Below are 20,691 nucleotides of genomic sequence, written 5' to 3' on the forward strand. Positions count from 1 at the left end.
AACGGAAATGAATACTTTTTCACTGCAGACGCGTTTATACAGCGGACCGGGAAGTCTCAAAGTGCTTAGTCGTTTCACCAATAAGCACATCTGGATTATTTGCGACGCCTTTTTGGCACGCTCACCGCTGATTGATACATTGCGCCAGGCGCTGCCCGACAGTAATCGTCTCAGTATTTTTAGCGAAATAACGCCCGATCCAACTATCCAGACAGTGGTAAAAGGCATCTCTCAGATGCAAACTTTGCGCCCGGATGTGGTTATCGGTTTTGGCGGCGGCTCTGCACTGGACGCCGCAAAAGCAATTGTCTGGTTTAGTCGCCAGCGTGCCATTGAGATTGAAACCTGCGTCGCTATTCCCACCACCAGCGGCACCGGTTCAGAAGTGACCAGCGCCTGTGTCATCAGCGATCCTGAGAAAGGAATTAAATATCCCCTTTTCGATAATGCACTTTATCCGGATATCGCAGTCCTCGATCCCTCGCTGGTCGTCAGCGTGCCACCCGCAATAACGGCCAATACCGGAATGGATGTTTTAACCCATGCGCTTGAAGCCTATGTTTCTCCCCGCGCCAGCGACTTCACGGATGCACTGGTCGAAAAAACCGTGCAAATTGTTTTTCAATACCTGCCCACTGCAGTGAAGAAAGGCGATTGCCTTGCCACCCGCGGTAAAATGCATAATACCTCGACGCTTGCAGGAATTGCCTTTAGTCAGGCGGGGCTTGGGTTAAATCATGCGATTGCCCATCAACTCGGTGGGCAGTTTCATTTGCCCCACGGTCTGGCGAATGCGCTCCTGCTGACGTCAGTTATTCGTTTTAATGCTGGCGATCCTCGCGCCGCCAAACGCTACGCCCGGCTGGCTAAAACGTGTCATTTATGCCCGGACAATGCCAATGACACCGCAAGCCTGAATGCACTCATTCAACATATTGAACAGCTCAAAAAAGCGTGTTCAATACCGACTCTCGCCAATGCGCTGAAAGAAAAAAAAGCAGAATGGTCATCACGTATTCCCGATATGGTTCAGGCGGCGCTGGCGGATGCAACATTGCGTACCAATCCACGTGTGGCTGATGCCAATGCTATTGCAGAACTGCTTGAGGTGTTGTTATGAACGTCGAGTTAACCTCCTGTGACAGTCAAACAATCCGCGAGCGAGTACAAGCAGCAGGCGTTGTTGGTGCTGGTGGGGCTGGCTTTCCGACACATATCAAGCTACAAGCACGTGTTGATACGTTCCTGGTGAATGCGGCGGAATGCGAACCCATGTTGAAAGTGGACCAGCAGTTAATGGCGCAGCAAGCCAGCCGCCTGCTTCGCGGTGTTCACTATGCAATGAAAGCCACCGGGGCCAGTAGCGGAATCATCGCGCTGAAAGAAAAGTATCAACTGGCAATAAACGCCCTCACACCATTACTACCGCCTGATATCCGCCTGCATATTTTGCCCGACGTTTACCCCGCAGGAGACGAAGTGCTGACCATCTGGATGGCAACAGGTCGCCGCGTTCCACCAGCCGCGTTGCCCGTTAGCGTCGGCGTAGTCGTCAATAACGTCCAGACTGTGCTGAATATTGCCAGAGCTGTTGAGCAGCAGTATCCGGTAACGCGCCGCACGCTAACCGTTAATGGTGCAGTTGCTAAACCCGTAACGGTGACCGTTCCCATCGGGATCTCTTTACGCGAGGTACTGGCGCTGGCGGGAGGCGCAACGGTAGATAATCCTGGTTTTATCAATGGCGGTCCGATGATGGGGAGTTTGATCACATCGCTCGATACGCCAGTCAGCAAAACCACTGGCGGCCTGCTGGTTTTACCCAACTCTCATTCACTGCTCCAACGTCGAATGCAGGATGACCGTAGCGTACTTGCCGTCGCGAAAACCGTTTGTGAACAATGCCGCTTATGTACCGATCTCTGCCCACGCCATTTAATTGGTCACGAACTATCACCACATTTGTTAGTACGTGCAGTTAACTACCAACAGCTCGCTACGCCGCAACTGTTACTGACAGCGCTCACCTGTTCGGAGTGCAACGTCTGCGCCAGCGTTGCCTGCCCGGTAGGTATTTCACCCATGCGCATAAACCGCCTGCTTAAGCAGGAACTACGCGCAAAAAACCTCCGCTACGAAGGTGCCTTAAATCCTGAGGATGCCATGGCAAATTATCGGCTGATTCCAGTAAAACGGCTGGTGGCAAGATTGGGATTAGCCACGTGGTATCAGGACGCGCCATTGTCTGAACACGTACCACAACCCGAAAAAGTGACACTATTGTTACGTCAGCACATCGGTGCCAGCGCAATTCCGTGTGTACAAAACGGCGATCGCGTCGTTCGTGGGCAGTGCGTAGGTCAAATTCCACACGGCACATTAGGCGCCCCTGTTCATGCCAGTATTGATGGCATGGTCAGCGATGTGACAGAAAACGCGATTACGATAGTGAGAGGTTAATCATGTCGAAAGCGGTAGGTATTTTAGAACTTAGCAGTATCGCGAAAGGAATGGAAACCGGCGATGCCATGCTGAAAAGCGCCAACGTTGAATTACTGGTCAGCAAAACGCTTTGCCCCGGTAAATTTCTGCTGATGCTCGGAGGCGATGTCGGTGCAGTACAGCAGGCCATCAGCAGCGGCGCTTCCCTTGCAGGTGAAATGCTGGTCGACAGTCTGCTCCTTCCTAATATTCATCCCACTATCCTGCCCGCAATCAGCGGTCTGAACCATGTTGACCAGCGACGGGCTGTCGGTGTAGTCGAAACCTGGAGTGTAGCGGCCTGCATTGACGCTGCCGATTGTGCAGTGAAAGCGGCAAACGTCACGCTCGTACGGGTACATATGGCCTTTGGTATTGGCGGTAAATGCTACATGGTAGTGGCAGGCGATATTTCTGATGTTAATAACGCGGTATCTGTCGCCAGCGAGCGAGCGGGGGAAAAAGGCTTGTTGGTCTATCGCTCGGTAATTGCCCGTCCGCATGAAGCCATGTGGCGTCAGATGGTGGAGGGATAATGTCAACTCAGCACACGACTGAACGAATGATTCAGGAATACGTCCCCGGTAAACAGGTCACGTTGGCACATGTTATTGCCAACCCTGGAAAGGATCTGTTTAAAAAATTAGGCTTACCGGACACCGTTTCCGCTATTGGCATTCTGACGATTACCCCCAGCGAAGCATCTATCATCGCATGTGATATCGCTACAAAATCAGGCGCTGTAGAGATTGGTTTTCTTGATCGTTTTACCGGTGCCGTAGTGCTGACTGGCGATGTTTCTGCTATCGAATATGCACTTAGCCAGGTTACCCGCACGCTGGGCGAAATGATGCGCTTTACCGCCTGCCCCATTACGCGGACCTGACACTATGCGACGCATGATGCTCATTGGCCCCAGCCAGTGCGGAAAAACATCACTCACGCAATGCCTGCGCGGAGAGAATATTCAGTATCAGAAAACGCAGGCAATCGTCTGGTCACCGGCCACCATTGACACTCCCGGGGAATACCTCGAAAACCGCAGTCTTTACAGTGCGCTGCTGGTCAGCGCCTGTGAAGCAGACATTATCGCGCTGGTGCTTAATGCGGACGCGCCGTGGTCCCCTTTTTCGCCAGGCTTTACCACGTCAATGAATCGCCCGGTCATTGGGGTAGTCACCAAAGTGGATTTAGCCAGTGAAGAACAGATATCTTTGGTGAAATGCTGGCTACGGGAAGCCGGAGCTCGAAAGGTGTTAATGACCAGTGCGGTAGATAACATCGGGGTTGCAGAACTTCTTGCCTTATTGCATACAGAAGAAGGCAGTCGTTAAGCCAGAGATTTCAATATGTTATGAGATGGGAATGATGACTTACAACAGTGAGAAAAGAATCAATGAACAATGAGGATTGCCCGGCAATCCTCATTGAATAAAGTAGAAATTACTTCGCTTCGCCGTTTTTCATTTCGCCCATAGCTTTCAGCTTTTTGGAGATATCGCGGCGTTCTTTGGAGAGCTCAGCATTTTTGATGATGTAATCATCAACACGATCTTCATAGTCGCCTTTCATGCTGGCGATGATGCCCTGAATTGCTTCAACGCTCATACCAGGTTTGATGTAGTCGCTCAGGTTGTCGAGCAGCAGGACACGTTTCTGGTTGTCACGGATCTTTTTCTCAACGTCCTGGATTTCACGTTGCAGTTTGTTCTTACGACGGAACAGGCGAACAAATTCCAGTACGTCCTGGAATGAAGGCTTGGTAGTTTCCATTTTTATACCCCTGATAATGTGAGAGTCGGATTCGTTTAAGCAACCGCTATTCGTTAGGGCCAACATTACTCATAGCTGCCGCAGATGACAATGCTTTTATCCCTGTTCACTATCATACCCTTTATCCTTGCTGAATCGAAGCAGCAGCAATTTGATTCTGAAGGTCGGAATTTATTTGCGTAAAGCCCGACAAATCAGATTTGACAGCAACTCCAGTTGATGCGCCGTTTCCATGTTTAGCCATACATAGCCATAAATCGGCGTCTCAACGACTTTCAGATCATGATGATTAGCGAGCAACTGGCGCAACTCTTCCACAGCATCGTTCAGTTTTTCTGTATTAGCAAAAACCGGCTGTGGATTACCTTCGTACAGGGCATGAACAAGAGTCAGCACTATTTGCTGCATCATTTGCTGTGTGTCGCGCAGTTTTTGCGCATTCAGTAGCACAAAATGACTGGGCCTCGTGGCCCAGTAAGCATTGATTTGTAGCTCCAGCATACAAACCAGATTACGGTTAATCGTCTGGATACCTTCATATATCGATTTTGGAATACGGGTTTCTTTGCTGGCGGGTGCAATCAGCCCACGCATTTTCACGGCATCAGCCAGGAGTTTTTGCAGATGGCTTTCCAGATGCGGGCGTTCCAGTAGGTTCGGTGAAAATGCTGATTGGTAGACCCGGTTATATTCGGTCAGACTTTTCGCCAGTTGAATACGCCAGTGGATGAAGGCCCATTGCGGCCAGATGCCGGTAAACAGCATTGCCAGTAAAGAACCGAGGATCACATCGCCGCTTCGCCATAATGCGGTATCAATTTCACCTGTCGGGGAACCAACAACAATTGCCAGCGTCACGCCAATCAATAAACCTTGATACGGTTTCTTACCCAACGCCAGCCAACCGCAAAGAAACATGGCTGCTGCACACCAGATTAACATCAACGGTAAAGAGATTAACTCCAGTTGCAGAGCGATAAGACCTAAAATCGACCCCAACACCGTACCGCCAATACGTTCGAATGCTCGAGGGACGACGTTACCCCAAAACGAGATAGGCCCCATGATCACCACCATGGTGACCAGCGGCCAGGTGCTTTCCGGGATGGTAAACAGGCGAATGATGAGAAAAGTCAGCAGGAATGCCAGCGCGACGCGAGTACCATGCACGATTCGGTAATGACGGTACACACGAATTTCAAACGGACTAAGGCACTTATCAGCTCGCACGCTGCAACTCCGTAAAATAAGGATAAACGGCCAGACACTAAACCAGCTGTCCAGCCGACTTTCAACCAGTAATCAGGAACATTCCCGAAGGGATCATCAGAAGTCTGAAGGTCAATTTTACCCTTTTACATGACGAAAAACAGCGAAGCAATCAGGTTAACACCCAGTTGTTGCACCAGCATTAACCCATTTTCGGCTGCACTGCGACATACATTTCAATATCCCAATAGCCGTCTTCCGCTCCGTTATTAAGATAAACTTCGAAACAGGGCTTAGGTGACATCTGATAAGCACTGTCTTGCAAGAGAGTATTAAAAAACTGATACCATGGCGTAGAAAAATCATCGCCTTCTACGCGGGCAACGGCAACCGCATATTGCCCACCGGAGATTTCCGTCAGGATCACGCCTTCACTGTTTTCCGGTAGAGTGAAATTGTTCTCCAGGGAAACCACCGTGTCACAACGTAACTTTTCGGCAGGTGTTTCATCTGGGTTATCGTAATAGACGGCAAGCCATTCCTTAGGCACAACTTTTTTGTTGTCTACCCACATCATCAACTGCTCAAAACCTTTCTTCACCGTTTGTTCCCACGGGCCAACGAGATGGAAACCTGCAACGGTACGTTTATCTTCCTGCTTAATCTCGTAGTTCATGACGCCTCCATATACACTGTTTTTTTGTACAGTGTATTTTGCAATGTAAATACCACAAGGAATGAGTGTTGATTATGCGAGCAGACTCGCACTCCTGCCAGTCGGCGCTAAATAAAGGTCAGGATTTATGGTGGAAATAATCGCTCAACCTGGAAAACATACCGCCTTCACCGACAGATTCCAGGGTAACCAATGGCCAGTGCGCAACCAATTTATCACGGTCGTAAAGCTCAATCTCCCCTACCCGCTTATGAGCAGCAATTGGCGCAGTGAGTTCTTTACCATCAAGGGTATATTTTGCTTTGATATTAGGGTTCTCCGCTTTCGGCAGCACCATCCAGAATTCTTGTTCCGTTCCCAGTGCGATGTTTTCTTTATCACCATACCAGATGCGTTCCGTACCGACCTTTTTCCCACGGTGCAAAATTTGCACCGTAGTAAAGTTTTGCTGCCCCCAACGCAGTAATTTTCTAGCCTCTTCTTCGCGAGCTTTTGCGCTGTCGGCCCCCATTACCACTGCAATGAGACGGCGTTGCCCATCCACCGCCGAAGCAATGAGATTAAACCCGGCCCCGGATGTATGCCCGGTTTTCAGGCCGTCAACGTTCATGGTTTTATCCCACAATAGCCCGTTTCGGTTTTGCTGGGTGATGCCGTTCCAGGTAAGGCTTTTTTCGCTGTACATATGGTAAAACTCAGGTTCGCCGTGGATGATGGCGCGAGAAAGCACGGCTAAATCATAGGCTGAGCTATGCTGGCCCGGCGCATCCAGACCGTGAACCGTTTCAAAATGGGTATCCTGTAAATGCAACTTTTCAGCGTAATTGTTCATCATTGTGACGAACTGCCGTTGCCCCCCGGCAATATAATCCGCAAGCGCCACACAGGCGTCATTGCCGGAATCCACAATTAATCCACGGCTTAAATCACGTACCGATACGCGATCGCCCTCTTTCAAAAACATCAGTGAAGAGCCGACAAAAACAGGATTATCTTTCGCCCACGCATCGCGTCCCACAGTGACAATATCGTCTGGTGTTATGCGATGGCTATCGATAGCGCGATCGACGACATAGCCCGTCATTAGCTTAGTCAGGCTGGCAGGGTTACGTTGTTGGTGCTCATTACCCGCCGTGAGGATCTGTCCGGTTGTGTAATCCATCAAAACCCATGATCCCGCATGAATCTCCGGAGGTTGGGGTGAAAAGGGAATATTTTCCGCCGCAAAACCAGACGATAAATTAAAAACGAACAAAGAAGCAGCAATAATAAGACGGCGTTTCAACAGCAAATCCTCAGGTGTTTCCAATAGCTGTTCTTTTTACGGAAATCCTGATGAACTGGCTGGAATAAAGTGCAAGAAAATGTGACATTTATCTCATTTTAATCTGACATTATCTGTTTTCACACGCAGCCAAAATATCGCTCTAAAGCTGATTAGCACGGTGATATTTGATACTCTGGCATACAACAGAAATAACGGATTTAACCTAACGATGAATGACGGTAAGCAACAATCTACCTTTTTGTTTCATGATTACGAAACCTTTGGCACGCACCCCGCGTTAGATCGCCCTGCGCAGTTTGCCGCCATTCGCACTGATAGCGAATTCAATATTATCGGCGAACCTGAAGTCTTTTACTGTAAGCCTGCGGACGATTATTTACCCCAGCCAGGGGCGGTGTTAATTACCGGCATCACTCCACAGGAAGCGCGTGCAAAAGGGGAAAACGAAGCTGCCTTTGCCGCCCGTATTCACTCGCTTTTTACCGTACCGAAGACCTGTATTCTTGGTTACAACAATGTGCGTTTTGACGACGAAGTTACACGCAATATCTTTTATCGTAATTTTTACGATCCCTATGCCTGGAGTTGGCAACATGATAACTCTCGCTGGGATCTGCTTGACGTGATGCGTGCCTGTTATGCCCTGCGCCCGGAGGGGATTAACTGGCCTGAAAATGAAGATGGTTTACCGAGCTTTCGACTTGAACATTTAACCAAAGCTAATGGTATTGAACATAGCAACGCCCACGATGCGATGGCCGATGTGTACGCCACTATTGCGATGGCGAAGTTGGTGAAAACACGTCAACCACGCCTGTTTGATTATCTCTTTACCCATCGTAATAAGCACAAACTGACGGCATTGATTGATGTGCCGCAGATGAAACCGCTGGTGCATGTTTCCGGTATGTTTGGTGCATGGCGCGGCAATACCAGCTGGGTGGCGCCACTGGCGTGGCATCCTGAAAATCGCAATGCCGTGATTATGGTGGATTTGGCGGGAGATATCTCGCCACTCCTGGAGCTGGACAGCGACACGCTGCGCGAGCGTCTGTATACCGCAAAGGCCGATCTAGGCGATAACGCCGCAGTCCCGGTTAAGCTGGTGCATATCAATAAATGCCCGGTGCTGGCGCAGGCGAATACGCTGCGCCCGGAAGATGCCGACAGGTTGGGAATTAATCGTCAGCATTGTCTCGATAACCTGAAAATTCTGCGTGAACACCCGCAAGTGCGCGAAAAAGTAGTTGCGATATTTGCTGAAGCCGAACCATTTACACCTTCAGATAACGTCGATGCACAGCTCTATAATGGCTTTTTCAGTGACGCCGATCGCGCAGCAATGAAAATTGTCCTGGAAACCGAGCCGCGTAATTTACCGGCACTGGATATCACCTTTGTCGATAAACGTATTGAGAAACTGTTGTTCAATTATCGGGCGCGTAACTTCCCGGGGACGCTGGATTACGCCGAGCAGCAACGCTGGCTGGAGCACCGCCGTCAGGTCTTCACAGCAGAATTTTTGCAAGGTTATGCTGATGAATTACAGATGCTGGCACAACAATATGCCGATGACAAAGAGAAAGTAGCGCTGTTAAAAGCGCTTTGGCAGTACGCAGAAGAGATCGTCTGAAACAAAAAAGCCGGAGCGATATAAACTCCGGCTTTTTTAGATTTACCGGATGATTATGTCATCCGGCTTTAAAGATTATGCAACGTCTTCGTACTGCGGAACCGGGTTGCGGAAGCTCTTAGTCACGCAAGCCAAGTAAATCAGACCGATAGCCGCCCAGATCAGACCCAGAACCATTGAGCTTTCTTCCAGGTTAACCCACAGCGCACCTACAGTCAGCGCACCACACATCGGCAGGAACAGATACTGGAAGTGATCTTTCAGCGTCTTGTTACGCTTCTCACGGATCCAGAACTGCGAGATAACCGACAGGTTAACGAAGGTGAACGCCACCAGCGCACCAAAGTTAATCAGCGCCGTTGCCATTACCAGGTCAAAGTTGATTGCCAGCAGAGCAATCGCGCCAACCAGGATAATGTTCATCGCCGGAGTACGCCATTTCGGGTGTACATAACCGAAGAAGCTTTTCGGGAACACGCCGTCACGACCCATTACGTACATCAGACGCGCTACGCCTGCGTGCGCCGCCATACCGGACGCCAGTACGGTAATGGTGGAGAAGATCAGCGCGCCAACCTGGAACGCTTTGCCCGCAACGTACAGCATGATTTCAGGCTGTGACGCATCCGGATCTTTAAAGCGAGAGATATCCGGGAAGTACAGTTGCAGGAAGTAAGTTGCAAAGATGAAGATCATGCCGCCGATAAGCGCGGTCAGGAAAATCGCTCGCGGGATCACGCGCTCTGCATCTTTGGTTTCTTCCGACAAGTTGCTGATGCCGTCAAAGCCGGTAAAGGAGAAGCACAGAATCGTCGCACCGGTAATCATCGGGATGACATGTGCATCACCGGACCAGAACGGACGCGTGCTCGCCAGCGTACCAGCGCCTTCACCTTCAAATACGCCATACACAACCATGCCCAGAATCACCGCGATCAGCACTACCTGCAACACCACGATTACAGTGTTGAAGTTCGCTACGGATTTCAGACTACGCAGGTTAAAGGCGGTCATAAAGGCCACCAGCGCCACCACAAACATCCACGATGGGATGGAAGGCACCAGAGCTTCAAAATAGATTTTCGCCAGCAGAATGTTGATCATCGGCGCGAACAGGTAGTCGAGCAGAGAAGACCAACCCACCATAAAGCCAACCGTTGGGCTAATGGATTTCTGGGCGTAAGTGTATGCAGAGCCAGCAGAAGGATAGCGGCGAACCAGCTTCCCGTAGCTCAGAGCCGTAAACAGGATCGCAATCAATGCGAACGCATAGGCTGTCGGCACATGACCATCCGTGAGGCCTGAAACGATACCAAAAGTATCAAACAGCGTCATCGGCTGCATATAGGCAAGACCCATCATTACAACCGGAACTAACGTAAGCGTTTTACGCAATTCCACGCGAGAGGTGTTTGGAGTAACGTTATGCGACATGGTCATTCTCCTTTACGGTGATAACCGTCGCGTAAGCAAAAAATTGCCCCATTTTTTTGGATTCCTCAGCGACAACAACTGTCGATTTTTAGTAAATATCTATCCGGTACGAAGCCCGGCCTCTTGGTATGAATGATTGGTTTGAAGCAAAAAATAACCGACGCGGATGAAACGTCGGTTTTTAGTCATTTTTTGACAGCGGCGCATTGTGCCTAAATGGGGGGTAAATGACAAGAGAATGAGAGGCTTGTCATATAATTTTTTATTTAAATGGCTGATTTTCCGTCATCATATTTTGCATAAACACCAGCAATAGCACTATTTGCTAAAATCTCATCACGCCACCACGCACTGGCAAGCCCTGCGGTTTGTTCATTCCAGCCAATCCATACGGGTTCAAAGAGGGATTGCGCAACCACTTTCTTCTCAATTAACGCGCCACTATCAAGAAAGCGTTGCGCCAGATAGCGCGGTAAATAACCGCAACCAAGACCGCTGATTTGTAATTCCAGTTTGGTTTTAAAATCAAATACGGTAATGGCCTCTTGTTCGTCGAGAAGTTGTGATGCCGTAGATGCGCCAGCCTGCCCGGTATCACCCACGATAATCGCCCGATAGCGTTTAATGATACGGCGATTTAACGGTTCCTCTTCCAGAGCTAACGGATGATGAGGAGCAATCGCGAAAACTTGTTCCAGACAGCCCAACCGAGAGAAACCATATTCGCTGGAAGATGGTGGTTCATGCATCGCGCCAACAATAATATCCGCTCGCCCCTGAGTCAGGGCATCCCAGGAACCGCCCAGAACGCCATTGATAAACTTCAGACGCGTGACGCTGTGATGTTGATAAAAGGTTTCAATGAGTGGCGCAAGCAGTGAAAAGGGAAAGGTATCATCAACCCCGATTACCAGATCGTTTTCCCAACCTTCATGGAGTTTGATCGCCTGCTTTTCCAGTTCATGCACAGCATGGAGAATTTCCCGCCCCTTCTCCAGCAACATTTTTCCGGTGCGGGTAAACTTAGCGCGGTGACCACTACGATCAAGCAATTGAATATTAAGGTCGCTTTCCAGCTTGTGAACAGTGTAGCTGAGGGCAGATGGCGTCTTATACAGTTTGGCTGACGCCGCCGCAAAACTGCCCTCTTTTTCTAAGGCATCAAGGATCATCAACACGTCCAGCAGTGGTTTCATACACGCCCCCTTGCGGTGTATGCGGCATTCTGCTGGCGTGATGCTTTACTCCAGCGGCATTACCAGTGGATCGGGATACTGGTATTCAAATCCCAATTCATTACAGATCCGGCTGCCATCAATAATTTTACCTTTGCCGCTGTCCAGGCTATTCCTGAACTGCGGAGGTTCCAGTCCCAGTAAACGGGCCATCTGTGGATAGAAAACATTACGCGCAGGGTGAGCTGGCGCACATATATTATAGATGTGCCCGCCTTTAGGTGCCTGTAACAACAGAGTGATAGCGCCAATAACATCTTCCAGGTGGACTAAATTGACGCCGTGTTCTCCATCCGGCGCAGTTTTTCCGGCAAAGAAACGGCCGGGATGACGCCCAGGCCCGACCAGACCAGCAAGACGCAAAATATCAACCGAAGTACCGGGTAAATTGTGCAGCCAGTCTTCCAGCTCTTTTAACACTCGTCCACTATGGGTCAGCGGATTACGCGGAGTGTTTTCTTTCACTGTGCCTTGCGCATCACCGTAAACAGATGTTGAGCTGGTAAAAATAATGCGGGGAATGTGATAAGCCAGCGCGCTATCCACCAGCTCCTGTACCGCTTGTAAATAGAACTCATCGCCGGGGCCGCTGCGGCGTGCCGGAAGCGTAATGACCAGCGCGTCAGCATCCATCAGGGCATCCAGATCGTCAGAGTCGCAAACTAAATCGGGCTCCATGCGAAGCAGATAGCTATCAATGCCACTCATTTGGGCCGCTTCTACGCCATCTTGTGTAGTTTTACTCCCAGTGACTTGCCAGCCTCGTGCTGAAAGTGACATCGCCAGCGGCATGCCTAACCACCCTAACCCGACAATTGCGACCTTTTTCATCCGTTTTCTCCTGATACACCTTAGATCTATAAGGCTACGCCAGCGTATCAAAACTGACAATTCATTCTATGAATGAATCTCTTCAATAATGATAACGACATGCTGCAATAAGCAGTAAATCGTCAGTAACCGCGCATACCAGACGGTTCTCCTCTGTAATGCGTCGGGACCAGAAGCCTGACAAATTATGTTTCAGGGGTTCTGGCTTCCCCTTACCTTCAAATGGCGTTCTGCGGGTATCTTTGATAAGTTCATTGATCTTTTTAACAATTCGCTTATCTGTTTCCTGCCAGTACAGATAATCATCCCCCTGATTCCTCAGACCCGATTAGTTTCACTCGATAATGTCCTTTTCCGTTCCTTTGCCTGATTTCAGGCTATCAATTGAGTCCATCAATCTCCGGGCGTTAGCGGGGGAACGCAGTAGATAAGCCGTTTCTTCCAGCGAGTTGTATTCTTCGAGTGACATCAGAACACAAGCCTCTCCATTCTGACGAGTAATAAGGATCGGGGCATGATCTTCAACGGCTTTCATCATTGTTGCCGACAAATTCTGACGCGCTTCGCTGTAGCTAATTGTACGCATGTCAATCTCCTCTTTTGTACAGTCCATTGTGCAATGATGAGTGGCAATAAACTATTTATTAATTAGCCAGTAGCTCAAAGCATTGTCAGCGAGACGAAAAATCCAGGCTTCGCTATTTTTGGTGCCGTCAGGTTAGAGGACAGTCCTCTTAGCCCCCTCCTTTCCCCGCTCATTCATTAAACAAATCCATCGACATAAAATATATAAAAAAGCCCTTGCTTTCTATCGTGAAAGTGGTTTAGGTTAAAAGACATCAGTTGAATAAACATTCACAGAGACTTTTATGACACGCGTTCAATTCAAACACCACCATCATCACCATCATCCTGACTAGTCTTTCAGGCGATGTGTGCTGGAAGACATTCAGATCTTCCAGTGGTGCATGAACGCATGAGAAAGCCCCCGGAAGATCACCTTCCGGGGGCTTTTTATTGCGCGATTGATAACGGTTCAGACAGGTTTAAAGAGGAATAAGAAAATGACAGACAACACTCGTTTACGCATAGCTATGCAGAAATCCGGCCGTTTAAGTGATGACTCACGCGAATTGCTGGCGCGCTGTGGCATTAAAATTAATCTTCACACCCAGCGCCTGATCGCGATGGCAGAAAACATGCCGATTGATATTCTGCGCGTGCGTGACGACGACATTCCCGGTCTGGTAATGGACGGCGTGGTAGACCTTGGGATTATCGGCGAAAACGTGCTGGAAGAAGAGTTGCTTAACCGCCGCGCCCAGGGTGAAGATCCGCGTTATTTTACCCTGCGTCGTCTGGATTTCGGCGGCTGCCGCCTTTCACTGGCAACGCCAGTTGATGAAGCCTGGGACGGCCCGCTCTCCTTAAACGGTAAACGTATCGCCACCTCTTATCCTCACCTGCTCAAGCGTTATCTCGACCAGAAAGGTATCTCTTTTAAATCCTGCTTACTGAACGGTTCTGTCGAAGTTGCGCCGCGTGCCGGACTGGCGGATGCGATTTGCGATCTGGTTTCCACCGGTGCCACGCTGGAAGCCAACGGCCTGCGCGAAGTCGAAGTTATCTACCGCTCGAAAGCCTGCCTGATCCAGCGCGATGGCGAAATGGAACAATCCAAACAGCAACTGATCGACAAACTGCTGACCCGTATTCAGGGTGTGATCCAGGCGCGCGAATCGAAATACATCATGATGCACGCACCGACCGAGCGTCTGGATGACGTCATCGCCCTGCTGCCAGGTGCCGAACGCCCAACTATTCTGCCGCTGGCGGGTGATCAACAGCGCGTAGCGATGCACATGGTCAGCAGCGAAACCCTGTTCTGGGAAACCATGGAAAAACTGAAAGCGCTGGGTGCCAGTTCGATTCTGGTCCTGCCCATTGAGAAGATGATGGAGTGATCGCCATGAGCTTTAACACAATCATTGACTGGAATAGCTGTACTGCGGAACAACAACGCCAGTTGTTAATGCGTCCGGCGATCTCCGCTTCTGAAAGCATTACCCGCACTGTTAACGATATTCTCGATAACGTGAAAGCACGCGGCGATGACGCCCTACGTGAATACAGCGCGAAGTTTGATAAAACCACGGTTACCGCGCTGAAGGTGTCTGCTGAGGAGATCACCGCCGCCAGCGAACGCCTGAGCGACGAGCTAAAACAGGCGATGGCGGTGGCAGTAAAGAATATTGAAACCTTCCACACTGCGCAAAAACTGCCGCCGGTAGATGTAGAAACTCAGCCAGGCGTACGTTGCCAGCAAGTCACGCGCCCGGTAGCTTCAGTTGGTTTGTATATTCCTGGCGGCTCCGCCCCGCTCTTCTCAACGGTATTAATGCTGGCGACTCCGGCGCGTATTGCAGGCTGTAAAAAAGTGGTGCTGTGCTCACCGCCGCCGATTGCCGATGAGATCCTTTACGCGGCGCAGCTGTGCGGCGTGCAGGATGTGTTTAACGTCGGTGGCGCACAGGCCATTGCCGCACTGGCGTTTGGCACAGAATCCGTGCCCAAAGTAGACAAAATCTTCGGGCCAGGTAACGCCTTTGTCACCGAGGCAAAACGCCAGGTAAGCCAGCGTTTGGACGGTGCGGCGATCGATATGCCCGCAGGCCCGTCGGAAGTGCTGGTGATTGCCGACAGCGGCGCTACGCCGGATTTCGTGGCTTCTGATTTGCTTTCTCAGGCTGAACACGGCCCGGACTCACAGGTGATTTTACTGACGCCCGACGCCGATATGGCGCGTCGCGTTGCCGAGGCCGTCGAACGCCAGCTGGCGGAACTGCCGAGAGCTGAAACCGCCTGTCAGGCACTGAGCGCCAGCCGCCTGATTGTGACCAACGATTTAGCGCAGTGCGTAGAGATCTCCAACCTCTACGGCCCGGAGCACCTGATCATTCAGACCCGCAACGCCCGCGAACTGGTCGATGGCATCACCAGCGCCGGTTCGGTATTTCTTGGTGACTGGTCACCGGAATCGGCAGGTGATTACGCCTCCGGCACCAACCATGTACTGCCGACTTACGGTTACACCGCCACCTGTTCCAGTCTCGGACTGGCAGATTTCCAGAAGCGTATGACCGTGCAGGAACTGTCGAAAGAAGGTTTCTCCGCGCTGGCTTCGACCATTGAAACACTGGCCGCCGCCGAGCGTCTGACCGCCCACAAAAATGCCGTTACTTTGCGTGTTAACGCCCTTAAGGAGCAAGCATGAGCACCGTGACTATTACCGATTTAGCGCGTGAAAACGTCCTCAACCTGACGCCGTATCAGTCGGCGCGTCGTCTGGGCGGTAACGGCGATGTCTGGCTGAACGCCAACGAATACCCCACAGCCGTGGAGTTTCAGCTCACTCAGCAAACGCTCAACCGCTACCCGGAATGCCAACCGAAAGCGGTGATTGAAAATTACGCACAGTATGCAGGCGTGAAGCCGGAGCAGGTACTGGTCAGCCGTGGCGCGGACGAAGGTATTGAACTGCTGATTCGCGCTTTTTGCGAACCGGGCAAAGACGCCATCCTCTACTGCCCACCAACGTACGGCATGTACAGCGTCAGCGCCGAAACCATTGGCGTTGAGTGCCGCACAGTGCCGACGCTGGACAACTGGCAACTGGACTTACAGGGCATTTCCGACAAGCTGGACGGCGTAAAAGTGGTCTATGTTTGCAGCCCCAACAACCCGACCGGGCAACTGATCAATCCGCAAGATTTTCGCACCCTGCTGGAGTTAACCCGCGGAAAAGCCATTGTGGTTGCCGATGAAGCCTATATCGAGTTTTGCCCGCAGGCATCGCTGGCTGGCTGGCTGGCGGAATATCCGCACCTGGCTATTTTGCGCACACTGTCGAAAGCTTTTGCTCTGGCGGGCCTTCGTTGCGGATTTACGCTGGCAAACGAAGAAGTCATCAACCTGCTGATGAAAGTGATCGCCCCCTACCCGCTCTCGACGCCGGTTGCCGACATTGCGGCCCAGGCGTTAAGCCCGCAGGGAATCGTCGCCATGCGCGAACGAGTGGCGCAAATTATTGCAGAACGCGAATACCTGATTGCCGCACTGAAACAGATCCCCTGCGTGGCGCAGGTTTTCGACTCTGAAACCAACTACATTCTGGCGCGCTTTAAAGCCTCCAGCGCAGTGTTTAAATCTTTGTGGGATCAGGGCATTATCTTACGTGATCAGAATAAACAACCCTCTTTAAGCGGCTGCCTGCGAATTACCGTCGGAACCCGTGAAGAAAGCCAGCGCGTCATTGACGCCTTACGTGCGGAGCAAGTTTGATGAGTCAGAAGTATCTTTTTATCGATCGCGATGGAACCCTGATTAGCGAACCGCCGAGTGATTTTCAGGTGGACCGTTTTGACAAACTCGCCTTTGAACCGGGCGTGATTCCGGAGCTGCTGAAGCTGCAAAAAGCGGACTACAAGCTGGTGATGATCACTAATCAGGATGGTCTGGGAACACAAAGTTTCCCGCAGGCAGATTTCGATGGCCCGCACAACCTGATGATGCAGATCTTCACCTCGCAAGGCGTGCAGTTTGATGAAGTGCTGATTTGTCCGCACCTGCCCGCCGATGAATGCGACTGCCGTAAGCCGAAAGTAAAACTGGTGGAGCGTTATCTGGCTGAGCAAGCGATGGATCGCGCTAACAGTTATGTGATTGGTGATCGCGCGACCGATATTCAACTGGCGGAAAACATGGGCATTAATGGTTTACGCTACGACCGCGAAACCCTGAACTGGCCGATGATTGGCGAGCAGCTCACTAAACGCGACCGTTACGCTCACGTAGTACGTAACACCAAAGAGACGCAGATTGACGTCCAGGTGTGGCTGGATCGCGAAGGTGGCAGCAAGATTAATACCGGCGTTGGCTTCTTTGATCACATGCTGGATCAGATTGCCACCCACGGCGGCTTCCGGATGGAAATCAACGTCAAAGGCGATCTCTATATCGACGATCACCACACCGTCGAAGATACCGGCCTGGCGCTGGGCGAAGCGTTAAAAATTGCTCTTGGCGACAAACGCGGTATTTGCCGCTTTGGTTTTGTGCTGCCGATGGACGAATGCCTTGCCCGCTGTGCACTGGATATCTCTGGTCGCCCGCACCTGGAATATAAAGCCGAATTTACCTACCAGCGCGTGGGCGATCTCAGCACTGAAATGATCGAGCACTTCTTCCGTTCGCTCTCTTACACCATGGGCGTGACCCTGCACCTGAAAACCAAAGGTAAAAACGATCACCACCGTGTAGAGAGCCTGTTCAAAGCCTTTGGTCGCACCCTGCGCCAGGCCATCCGCGTGGAAGGCGACACCCTGCCCTCGTCGAAAGGAGTGCTGTAATGAACGTGGTGATCCTTGATACCGGCTGCGCCAACCTGAACTCGGTGAAATCAGCCATTGCGCGCCACGGTTATGAACCCAAAGTCAGCCGTGACCCGGACGTAGTGTTGCTGGCCGATAAACTGTTTTTACCCGGCGTTGGCACTGCGCAAGCGGCGATGGATCAGGTACGTGAGCGCGAACTGTTTGATCTCATCAAAGCCTGTACCCAACCGGTGCTGGGCATCTGCTTAGGGATGCAACTGCTGGGGCGGCGCAGCGAAGAGAGCAACGGCGTCGACTTGCTGGGCATCATCGACGAAGACGTGCCGAAAATGACCGACTTTGGTCTGCCGCTGCCGCATATGGGCTGGAACCGCGTTTACCCGCGGGCAGGCAACCGCCTGTTTCAGGGGATTGAAGACGGTGCGTACTTTTACTTTGTTCACAGCTACGCAATGCCGGTCAATCCGTGGACCATCGCGCAGTGTAATTACGGCGAACCGTTCACCGCGGCGGTACAAAAAGATAACTTCTACGGCGTGCAGTTCCACCCGGAGCGTTCTGGTACCGCTGGCGCTAAGTTGCTGAAAAACTTCCTGGAGATGTGATGATTATTCCGGCATTAGATTTAATCGACGGCACCGTGGTGCGTCTCCATCAGGGCGATTACGGCAAACAGCGCGATTACGGTAACGACCCGCTGCCGCGTTTACAGGATTACGCTGCACAAGGTGCCGAAGTGCTGCATCTGGTGGATCTGACTGGGGCAAAAGATCCGGCTAAACGACAAATTTCTCTGATTAAAACGCTGGTCGCAGGCGTTAACGTTCCGGTTCAGGTGGGCGGCGGCGTGCGTAGCGAAGAAGATGTGGCGACGTTACTGGAAGCTGGCGTTGCGCGCGTGGTAGTCGGCTCCACCGCAGTGAAATCACCAGAAATGGTGAAAGGCTGGTTTGAACGCTTCGGTGCGGGTGCGTTAGTGCTGGCGCTGGATGTACGCATTGACGAGCAAGGCAACAAGCAGGTGGCGGTTAGCGGCTGGCAAGAGAACTCGGGCGTTTCGCTGGAACAACTGGTGGAAACCTATCTGCCCGTCGGCCTGAAACATGTGCTGTGTACCGATATCTCGCGCGACGGCACGCTAGCAGGTTCTAACGTCTCTTTATATGAGGAAGTCTGCGCCAGATATCCGCAGGTGGCATTTCAGTCCTCCGGCGGCATTGGCGACATTGATGATGTCGCTGCCCTGCGTGGTACTGGCGTACGCGGCGTAATAGTTGGTCGGGCATTACTGGAAGGTAAATTCACCGTGAAGGAGGCCATCGCATGCTGGCAAAACGCATAATCCCATGTCTCGACGTTCGTGATGGTCAGGTGGTGAAAGGCGTACAGTTTCGTAACCATGAAATCATTGGCGATATCGTGCCGCTGGCAAAACGCTACGCCGAAGAAGGTGCGGACGAGCTAGTGTTCTACGATATCACCGCCTCCAGCGATGGACGTGTGGTAGATAAAAGCTGGGTATCTCGCGTGGCGGAAGTGATCGATATTCCGTTCTGCGTGGCGGGAGGAATTAAATCGCTGGATGACGCCGCGAAAATTCTTTCCTTTGGCGCGGATAAAATCTCTATCAACTCCCCTGCGCTGGCGGACCCGACGTTAATTACTCGCCTGGCCGATCGCTTTGGCGTGCAGTGTATTGTGGTCGGTATTGACACCTGGTACGACGCCGAAACCGGTAAATATCATGTGAATCAATATACCGGCGATGAAAGCCGCACCCGCGTCACTCAGTGGGAAACGCTCGACTGGGTACAGGAAGTGCAAAAACGCGGTGCCGGAGAAATCGTCCTCAACATGATGAATCAGGACGGCGTGCGTAACGGTTACGACCTCGAGCAGCTGAAAAAAGTGCGTGAAGTTTGCCACATCCCGCTGATTGCCTCCGGTGGCGCAGGCACCATGGAACACTTCCTCGAAGCCTTCCGCGATGCCGACGTTGACGGCGCGCTGGCGGCTTCCGTATTCCACAAACAAATAATCAATATTGGTGAATTAAAAGCGTACCTGGCAACACAGGGCGTGGAGATCAGGATATGTTAACAGAACAACAACGTCGCGAACTGGACTGGGAAAAAACCGACGGGCTGATGCCGGTGATTGTGCAACACGCGGTATCCGGCGAAGTGTTAATGCTGGGCTACATGAATCCGCAAGCGCTGGACAAAACCATCGAAAGCGGCAAAGTAACCTTCTTCTCGCGCACTAAACAGCGACTGTGGACCAAAGGTGAAACGTCCGGCAATTTCCTCAACGTAGTGAGTATTGCGCCGGACTGCGACAACGACACCCTGCTGGTGCTGGCGAATCCCATCGGCCCGACCTGCCACAAAGGCACAAGCAGCTGCTTCGGCGACACCGCTCACCAGTGGCTATTCCTGTATCAACTGGAACAACTGCTCGCCGAACGCAAATCTGCCGACCCGGAAACCTCCTATACCGCCAAACTGTATGCCAGCGGCACCAAACGCATTGCGCAGAAAGTGGGCGAAGAAGGCGTGGAAACCGCACTGGCAGCGACGGTACATGACCGCTTTGAACTGACCAACGAGGCATCGGACTTGATGTATCACCTACTGGTGCTGCTGCAGGATCAGGATCTGGATTTAACAACGGTGATTGAGAACCTGCGCAAACGTCATCAGTGAGTTGCAGGCTGACCGGATGCGATGTAGCTGTCG

24 protein-coding genes, 1 pseudogene and 1 other annotated feature are annotated in these 20,691 nt (G+C 51.4%); of the genes and pseudogenes, 15 read left to right on the forward strand and 10 right to left on the reverse strand.

Annotated features, from left to right (window positions below):
* The first annotated feature begins 7 nt into the window (after positions 1-7).
* Genes D9734_RS15540 through D9734_RS15560 form a run of 5 tightly spaced genes read left to right on the forward strand, consistent with a single transcriptional unit; the run spans position 8 to position 3,815 of the window.
* The gene (locus tag D9734_RS15540) at positions 8-1,120 is read left to right on the forward strand and encodes a 1-propanol dehydrogenase PduQ (protein WP_130208675.1); all 1,113 of its coding nucleotides are present in this window, start codon (positions 8-10) and stop codon (positions 1,118-1,120) included.
* A complete protein-coding gene (locus D9734_RS15545; protein WP_130208677.1) occupies positions 1,117-2,460 on the forward strand; it encodes a 4Fe-4S dicluster domain-containing protein in 1,344 nt (447 codons plus the stop codon). The genes D9734_RS15540 and D9734_RS15545 overlap by 4 nt, the downstream gene beginning before the upstream one ends.
* A 2-nt stretch (positions 2,461-2,462) precedes the next feature.
* A complete protein-coding gene (pduT, locus tag D9734_RS15550) occupies positions 2,463-3,017 on the forward strand; it encodes a propanediol utilization microcompartment protein PduT (protein WP_130208679.1) in 555 nt (184 codons plus the stop codon).
* Positions 3,017-3,367: a propanediol utilization microcompartment protein PduU gene (pduU, locus tag D9734_RS15555; protein ID WP_130208681.1), complete on the forward strand. Its 351-nt coding sequence runs from the start codon at positions 3,017-3,019 to the stop codon at positions 3,365-3,367. The genes pduT and pduU overlap by 1 nt, the downstream gene beginning before the upstream one ends.
* A 4-nt stretch (positions 3,368-3,371) precedes the next feature.
* Positions 3,372-3,815, forward strand: a complete 444-nt coding sequence (locus D9734_RS15560; protein WP_130208683.1) for a EutP/PduV family microcompartment system protein — start codon at positions 3,372-3,374, stop codon at positions 3,813-3,815.
* Between the two features lie 109 nt (positions 3,816-3,924).
* Here the strand turns inward: D9734_RS15560 and D9734_RS15565 are convergent, their stop codons facing one another.
* From D9734_RS15565 to dacD, 4 genes are all read right to left on the reverse strand, one after another.
* Complete coding sequence (locus D9734_RS15565) at positions 3,925-4,254, reverse strand: DUF496 family protein (RefSeq protein ID WP_000450409.1); 330 nt, start codon at positions 4,252-4,254, stop codon at positions 3,925-3,927.
* 171 nt (positions 4,255-4,425) lie between these two features.
* Entirely contained in the window at positions 4,426-5,484 is a 1,059-nt protein-coding gene (locus D9734_RS15570) for an FUSC family protein (protein WP_130208685.1), read from the reverse strand.
* 181 nt (positions 5,485-5,665) lie between these two features.
* Positions 5,666-6,139, reverse strand: coding sequence for a DNA gyrase inhibitor SbmC (gene sbmC, locus D9734_RS15575; RefSeq protein WP_130208687.1), 474 nt, complete (start codon positions 6,137-6,139; stop codon positions 5,666-5,668).
* Positions 6,140-6,257: 118 nt separating this feature from the next.
* Positions 6,258-7,424 (reverse strand): serine-type D-Ala-D-Ala carboxypeptidase DacD, encoded by a 1,167-nt coding sequence (gene dacD, locus D9734_RS15580; RefSeq protein WP_130208689.1) that lies wholly within the window; start codon positions 7,422-7,424, stop codon positions 6,258-6,260.
* Positions 7,425-7,635: 211 nt separating this feature from the next.
* Here dacD and sbcB point away from each other — a divergent pair, with 211 nt between their 5' ends.
* Positions 7,636-9,060 carry an exodeoxyribonuclease I gene (sbcB, locus tag D9734_RS15585; RefSeq protein WP_130208691.1) on the forward strand — a complete coding sequence of 475 codons (1,425 nt, stop codon included), beginning with the start codon at positions 7,636-7,638 and terminating at the stop codon, positions 9,058-9,060.
* Positions 9,061-9,135: 75 nt separating this feature from the next.
* Here the strand turns inward: sbcB and plaP are convergent, their stop codons facing one another.
* From plaP to yefM, 6 genes and pseudogenes are all read right to left on the reverse strand, one after another.
* Positions 9,136-10,494, reverse strand: coding sequence for a putrescine/proton symporter PlaP (gene plaP, locus D9734_RS15590; RefSeq protein WP_000019197.1), 1,359 nt, complete (start codon positions 10,492-10,494; stop codon positions 9,136-9,138).
* The gene (gene yoeI / locus D9734_RS15595) at positions 10,484-10,546 is read right to left on the reverse strand and encodes a membrane protein YoeI (protein ID WP_010723108.1); all 63 of its coding nucleotides are present in this window, start codon (positions 10,544-10,546) and stop codon (positions 10,484-10,486) included. Before yoeI ends, plaP begins: the two co-directional genes overlap by 11 nt.
* 214 nt (positions 10,547-10,760) lie before the next feature.
* Positions 10,761-11,690 (reverse strand): LysR substrate-binding domain-containing protein, encoded by a 930-nt coding sequence (locus tag D9734_RS15600; RefSeq protein ID WP_130208693.1) that lies wholly within the window; start codon positions 11,688-11,690, stop codon positions 10,761-10,763.
* 45 nt (positions 11,691-11,735) lie between these two features.
* A complete protein-coding gene (locus D9734_RS15605) occupies positions 11,736-12,560 on the reverse strand; it encodes an SDR family oxidoreductase (RefSeq protein WP_130208695.1) in 825 nt (274 codons plus the stop codon).
* Positions 12,561-12,642: 82 nt separating this feature from the next.
* A pseudogene (gene yoeB / locus D9734_RS15610) lies at positions 12,643-12,898 on the reverse strand (type II toxin-antitoxin system mRNA interferase toxin YoeB).
* Positions 12,895-13,146, reverse strand: a complete 252-nt coding sequence (yefM, locus tag D9734_RS15615) for a YoeB-YefM toxin-antitoxin system antitoxin YefM (RefSeq protein ID WP_001259255.1) — start codon at positions 13,144-13,146, stop codon at positions 12,895-12,897. Before yefM ends, yoeB begins: the two are co-directional and overlap by 4 nt.
* 283 nt (positions 13,147-13,429) lie before the next feature.
* On the opposite strand from yefM, the gene hisL reads away from it, so the two are divergent.
* From hisL to hisIE, 9 genes are all read left to right on the forward strand, one after another.
* Positions 13,430-13,480: a his operon leader peptide gene (hisL, locus tag D9734_RS15620; RefSeq protein ID WP_001364200.1), complete on the forward strand. Its 51-nt coding sequence runs from the start codon at positions 13,430-13,432 to the stop codon at positions 13,478-13,480.
* Positions 13,456-13,579 (forward strand) — a sequence feature (His leader region). It overlaps the preceding gene by 25 nt.
* A gap of 45 nt (positions 13,580-13,624) precedes the next feature.
* Positions 13,625-14,524 carry an ATP phosphoribosyltransferase gene (hisG, locus tag D9734_RS15625; RefSeq protein ID WP_130208697.1) on the forward strand — a complete coding sequence of 300 codons (900 nt, stop codon included), beginning with the start codon at positions 13,625-13,627 and terminating at the stop codon, positions 14,522-14,524.
* A 5-nt stretch (positions 14,525-14,529) separates the two neighbouring features.
* Complete coding sequence (gene hisD / locus D9734_RS15630; protein ID WP_130208699.1) at positions 14,530-15,834, forward strand: histidinol dehydrogenase; 1,305 nt, start codon at positions 14,530-14,532, stop codon at positions 15,832-15,834.
* Positions 15,831-16,901 carry a histidinol-phosphate transaminase gene (gene hisC / locus D9734_RS15635; protein ID WP_130208701.1) on the forward strand — a complete coding sequence of 357 codons (1,071 nt, stop codon included), beginning with the start codon at positions 15,831-15,833 and terminating at the stop codon, positions 16,899-16,901. The genes hisD and hisC overlap by 4 nt, the downstream gene beginning before the upstream one ends.
* The gene (hisB, locus tag D9734_RS15640; RefSeq protein WP_130208703.1) at positions 16,901-17,968 is read left to right on the forward strand and encodes a bifunctional histidinol-phosphatase/imidazoleglycerol-phosphate dehydratase HisB; all 1,068 of its coding nucleotides are present in this window, start codon (positions 16,901-16,903) and stop codon (positions 17,966-17,968) included. Before hisC ends, hisB begins: the two co-directional genes overlap by 1 nt.
* Positions 17,968-18,558, forward strand: a complete 591-nt coding sequence (gene hisH, locus D9734_RS15645; RefSeq protein ID WP_130208705.1) for an imidazole glycerol phosphate synthase subunit HisH — start codon at positions 17,968-17,970, stop codon at positions 18,556-18,558. The genes hisB and hisH overlap by 1 nt, the downstream gene beginning before the upstream one ends.
* The gene (gene hisA / locus D9734_RS15650) at positions 18,558-19,295 is read left to right on the forward strand and encodes a 1-(5-phosphoribosyl)-5-[(5-phosphoribosylamino)methylideneamino]imidazole-4-carboxamide isomerase (RefSeq protein WP_130208707.1); all 738 of its coding nucleotides are present in this window, start codon (positions 18,558-18,560) and stop codon (positions 19,293-19,295) included. The genes hisH and hisA overlap by 1 nt, the downstream gene beginning before the upstream one ends.
* Complete coding sequence (gene hisF, locus D9734_RS15655; protein ID WP_000880155.1) at positions 19,277-20,053, forward strand: imidazole glycerol phosphate synthase subunit HisF; 777 nt, start codon at positions 19,277-19,279, stop codon at positions 20,051-20,053. The genes hisA and hisF overlap by 19 nt, the downstream gene beginning before the upstream one ends.
* Positions 20,047-20,658 carry a bifunctional phosphoribosyl-AMP cyclohydrolase/phosphoribosyl-ATP diphosphatase HisIE gene (gene hisIE / locus D9734_RS15660; protein ID WP_000954922.1) on the forward strand — a complete coding sequence of 204 codons (612 nt, stop codon included), beginning with the start codon at positions 20,047-20,049 and terminating at the stop codon, positions 20,656-20,658. Before hisF ends, hisIE begins: the two co-directional genes overlap by 7 nt.
* The last annotated feature ends 33 nt before the right edge of the window (positions 20,659-20,691 follow it).

It is taken from the genome of Escherichia sp. E14S1 (assembly GCF_004211995.1).
Classification (GTDB): domain Bacteria; phylum Pseudomonadota; class Gammaproteobacteria; order Enterobacterales; family Enterobacteriaceae; genus Escherichia.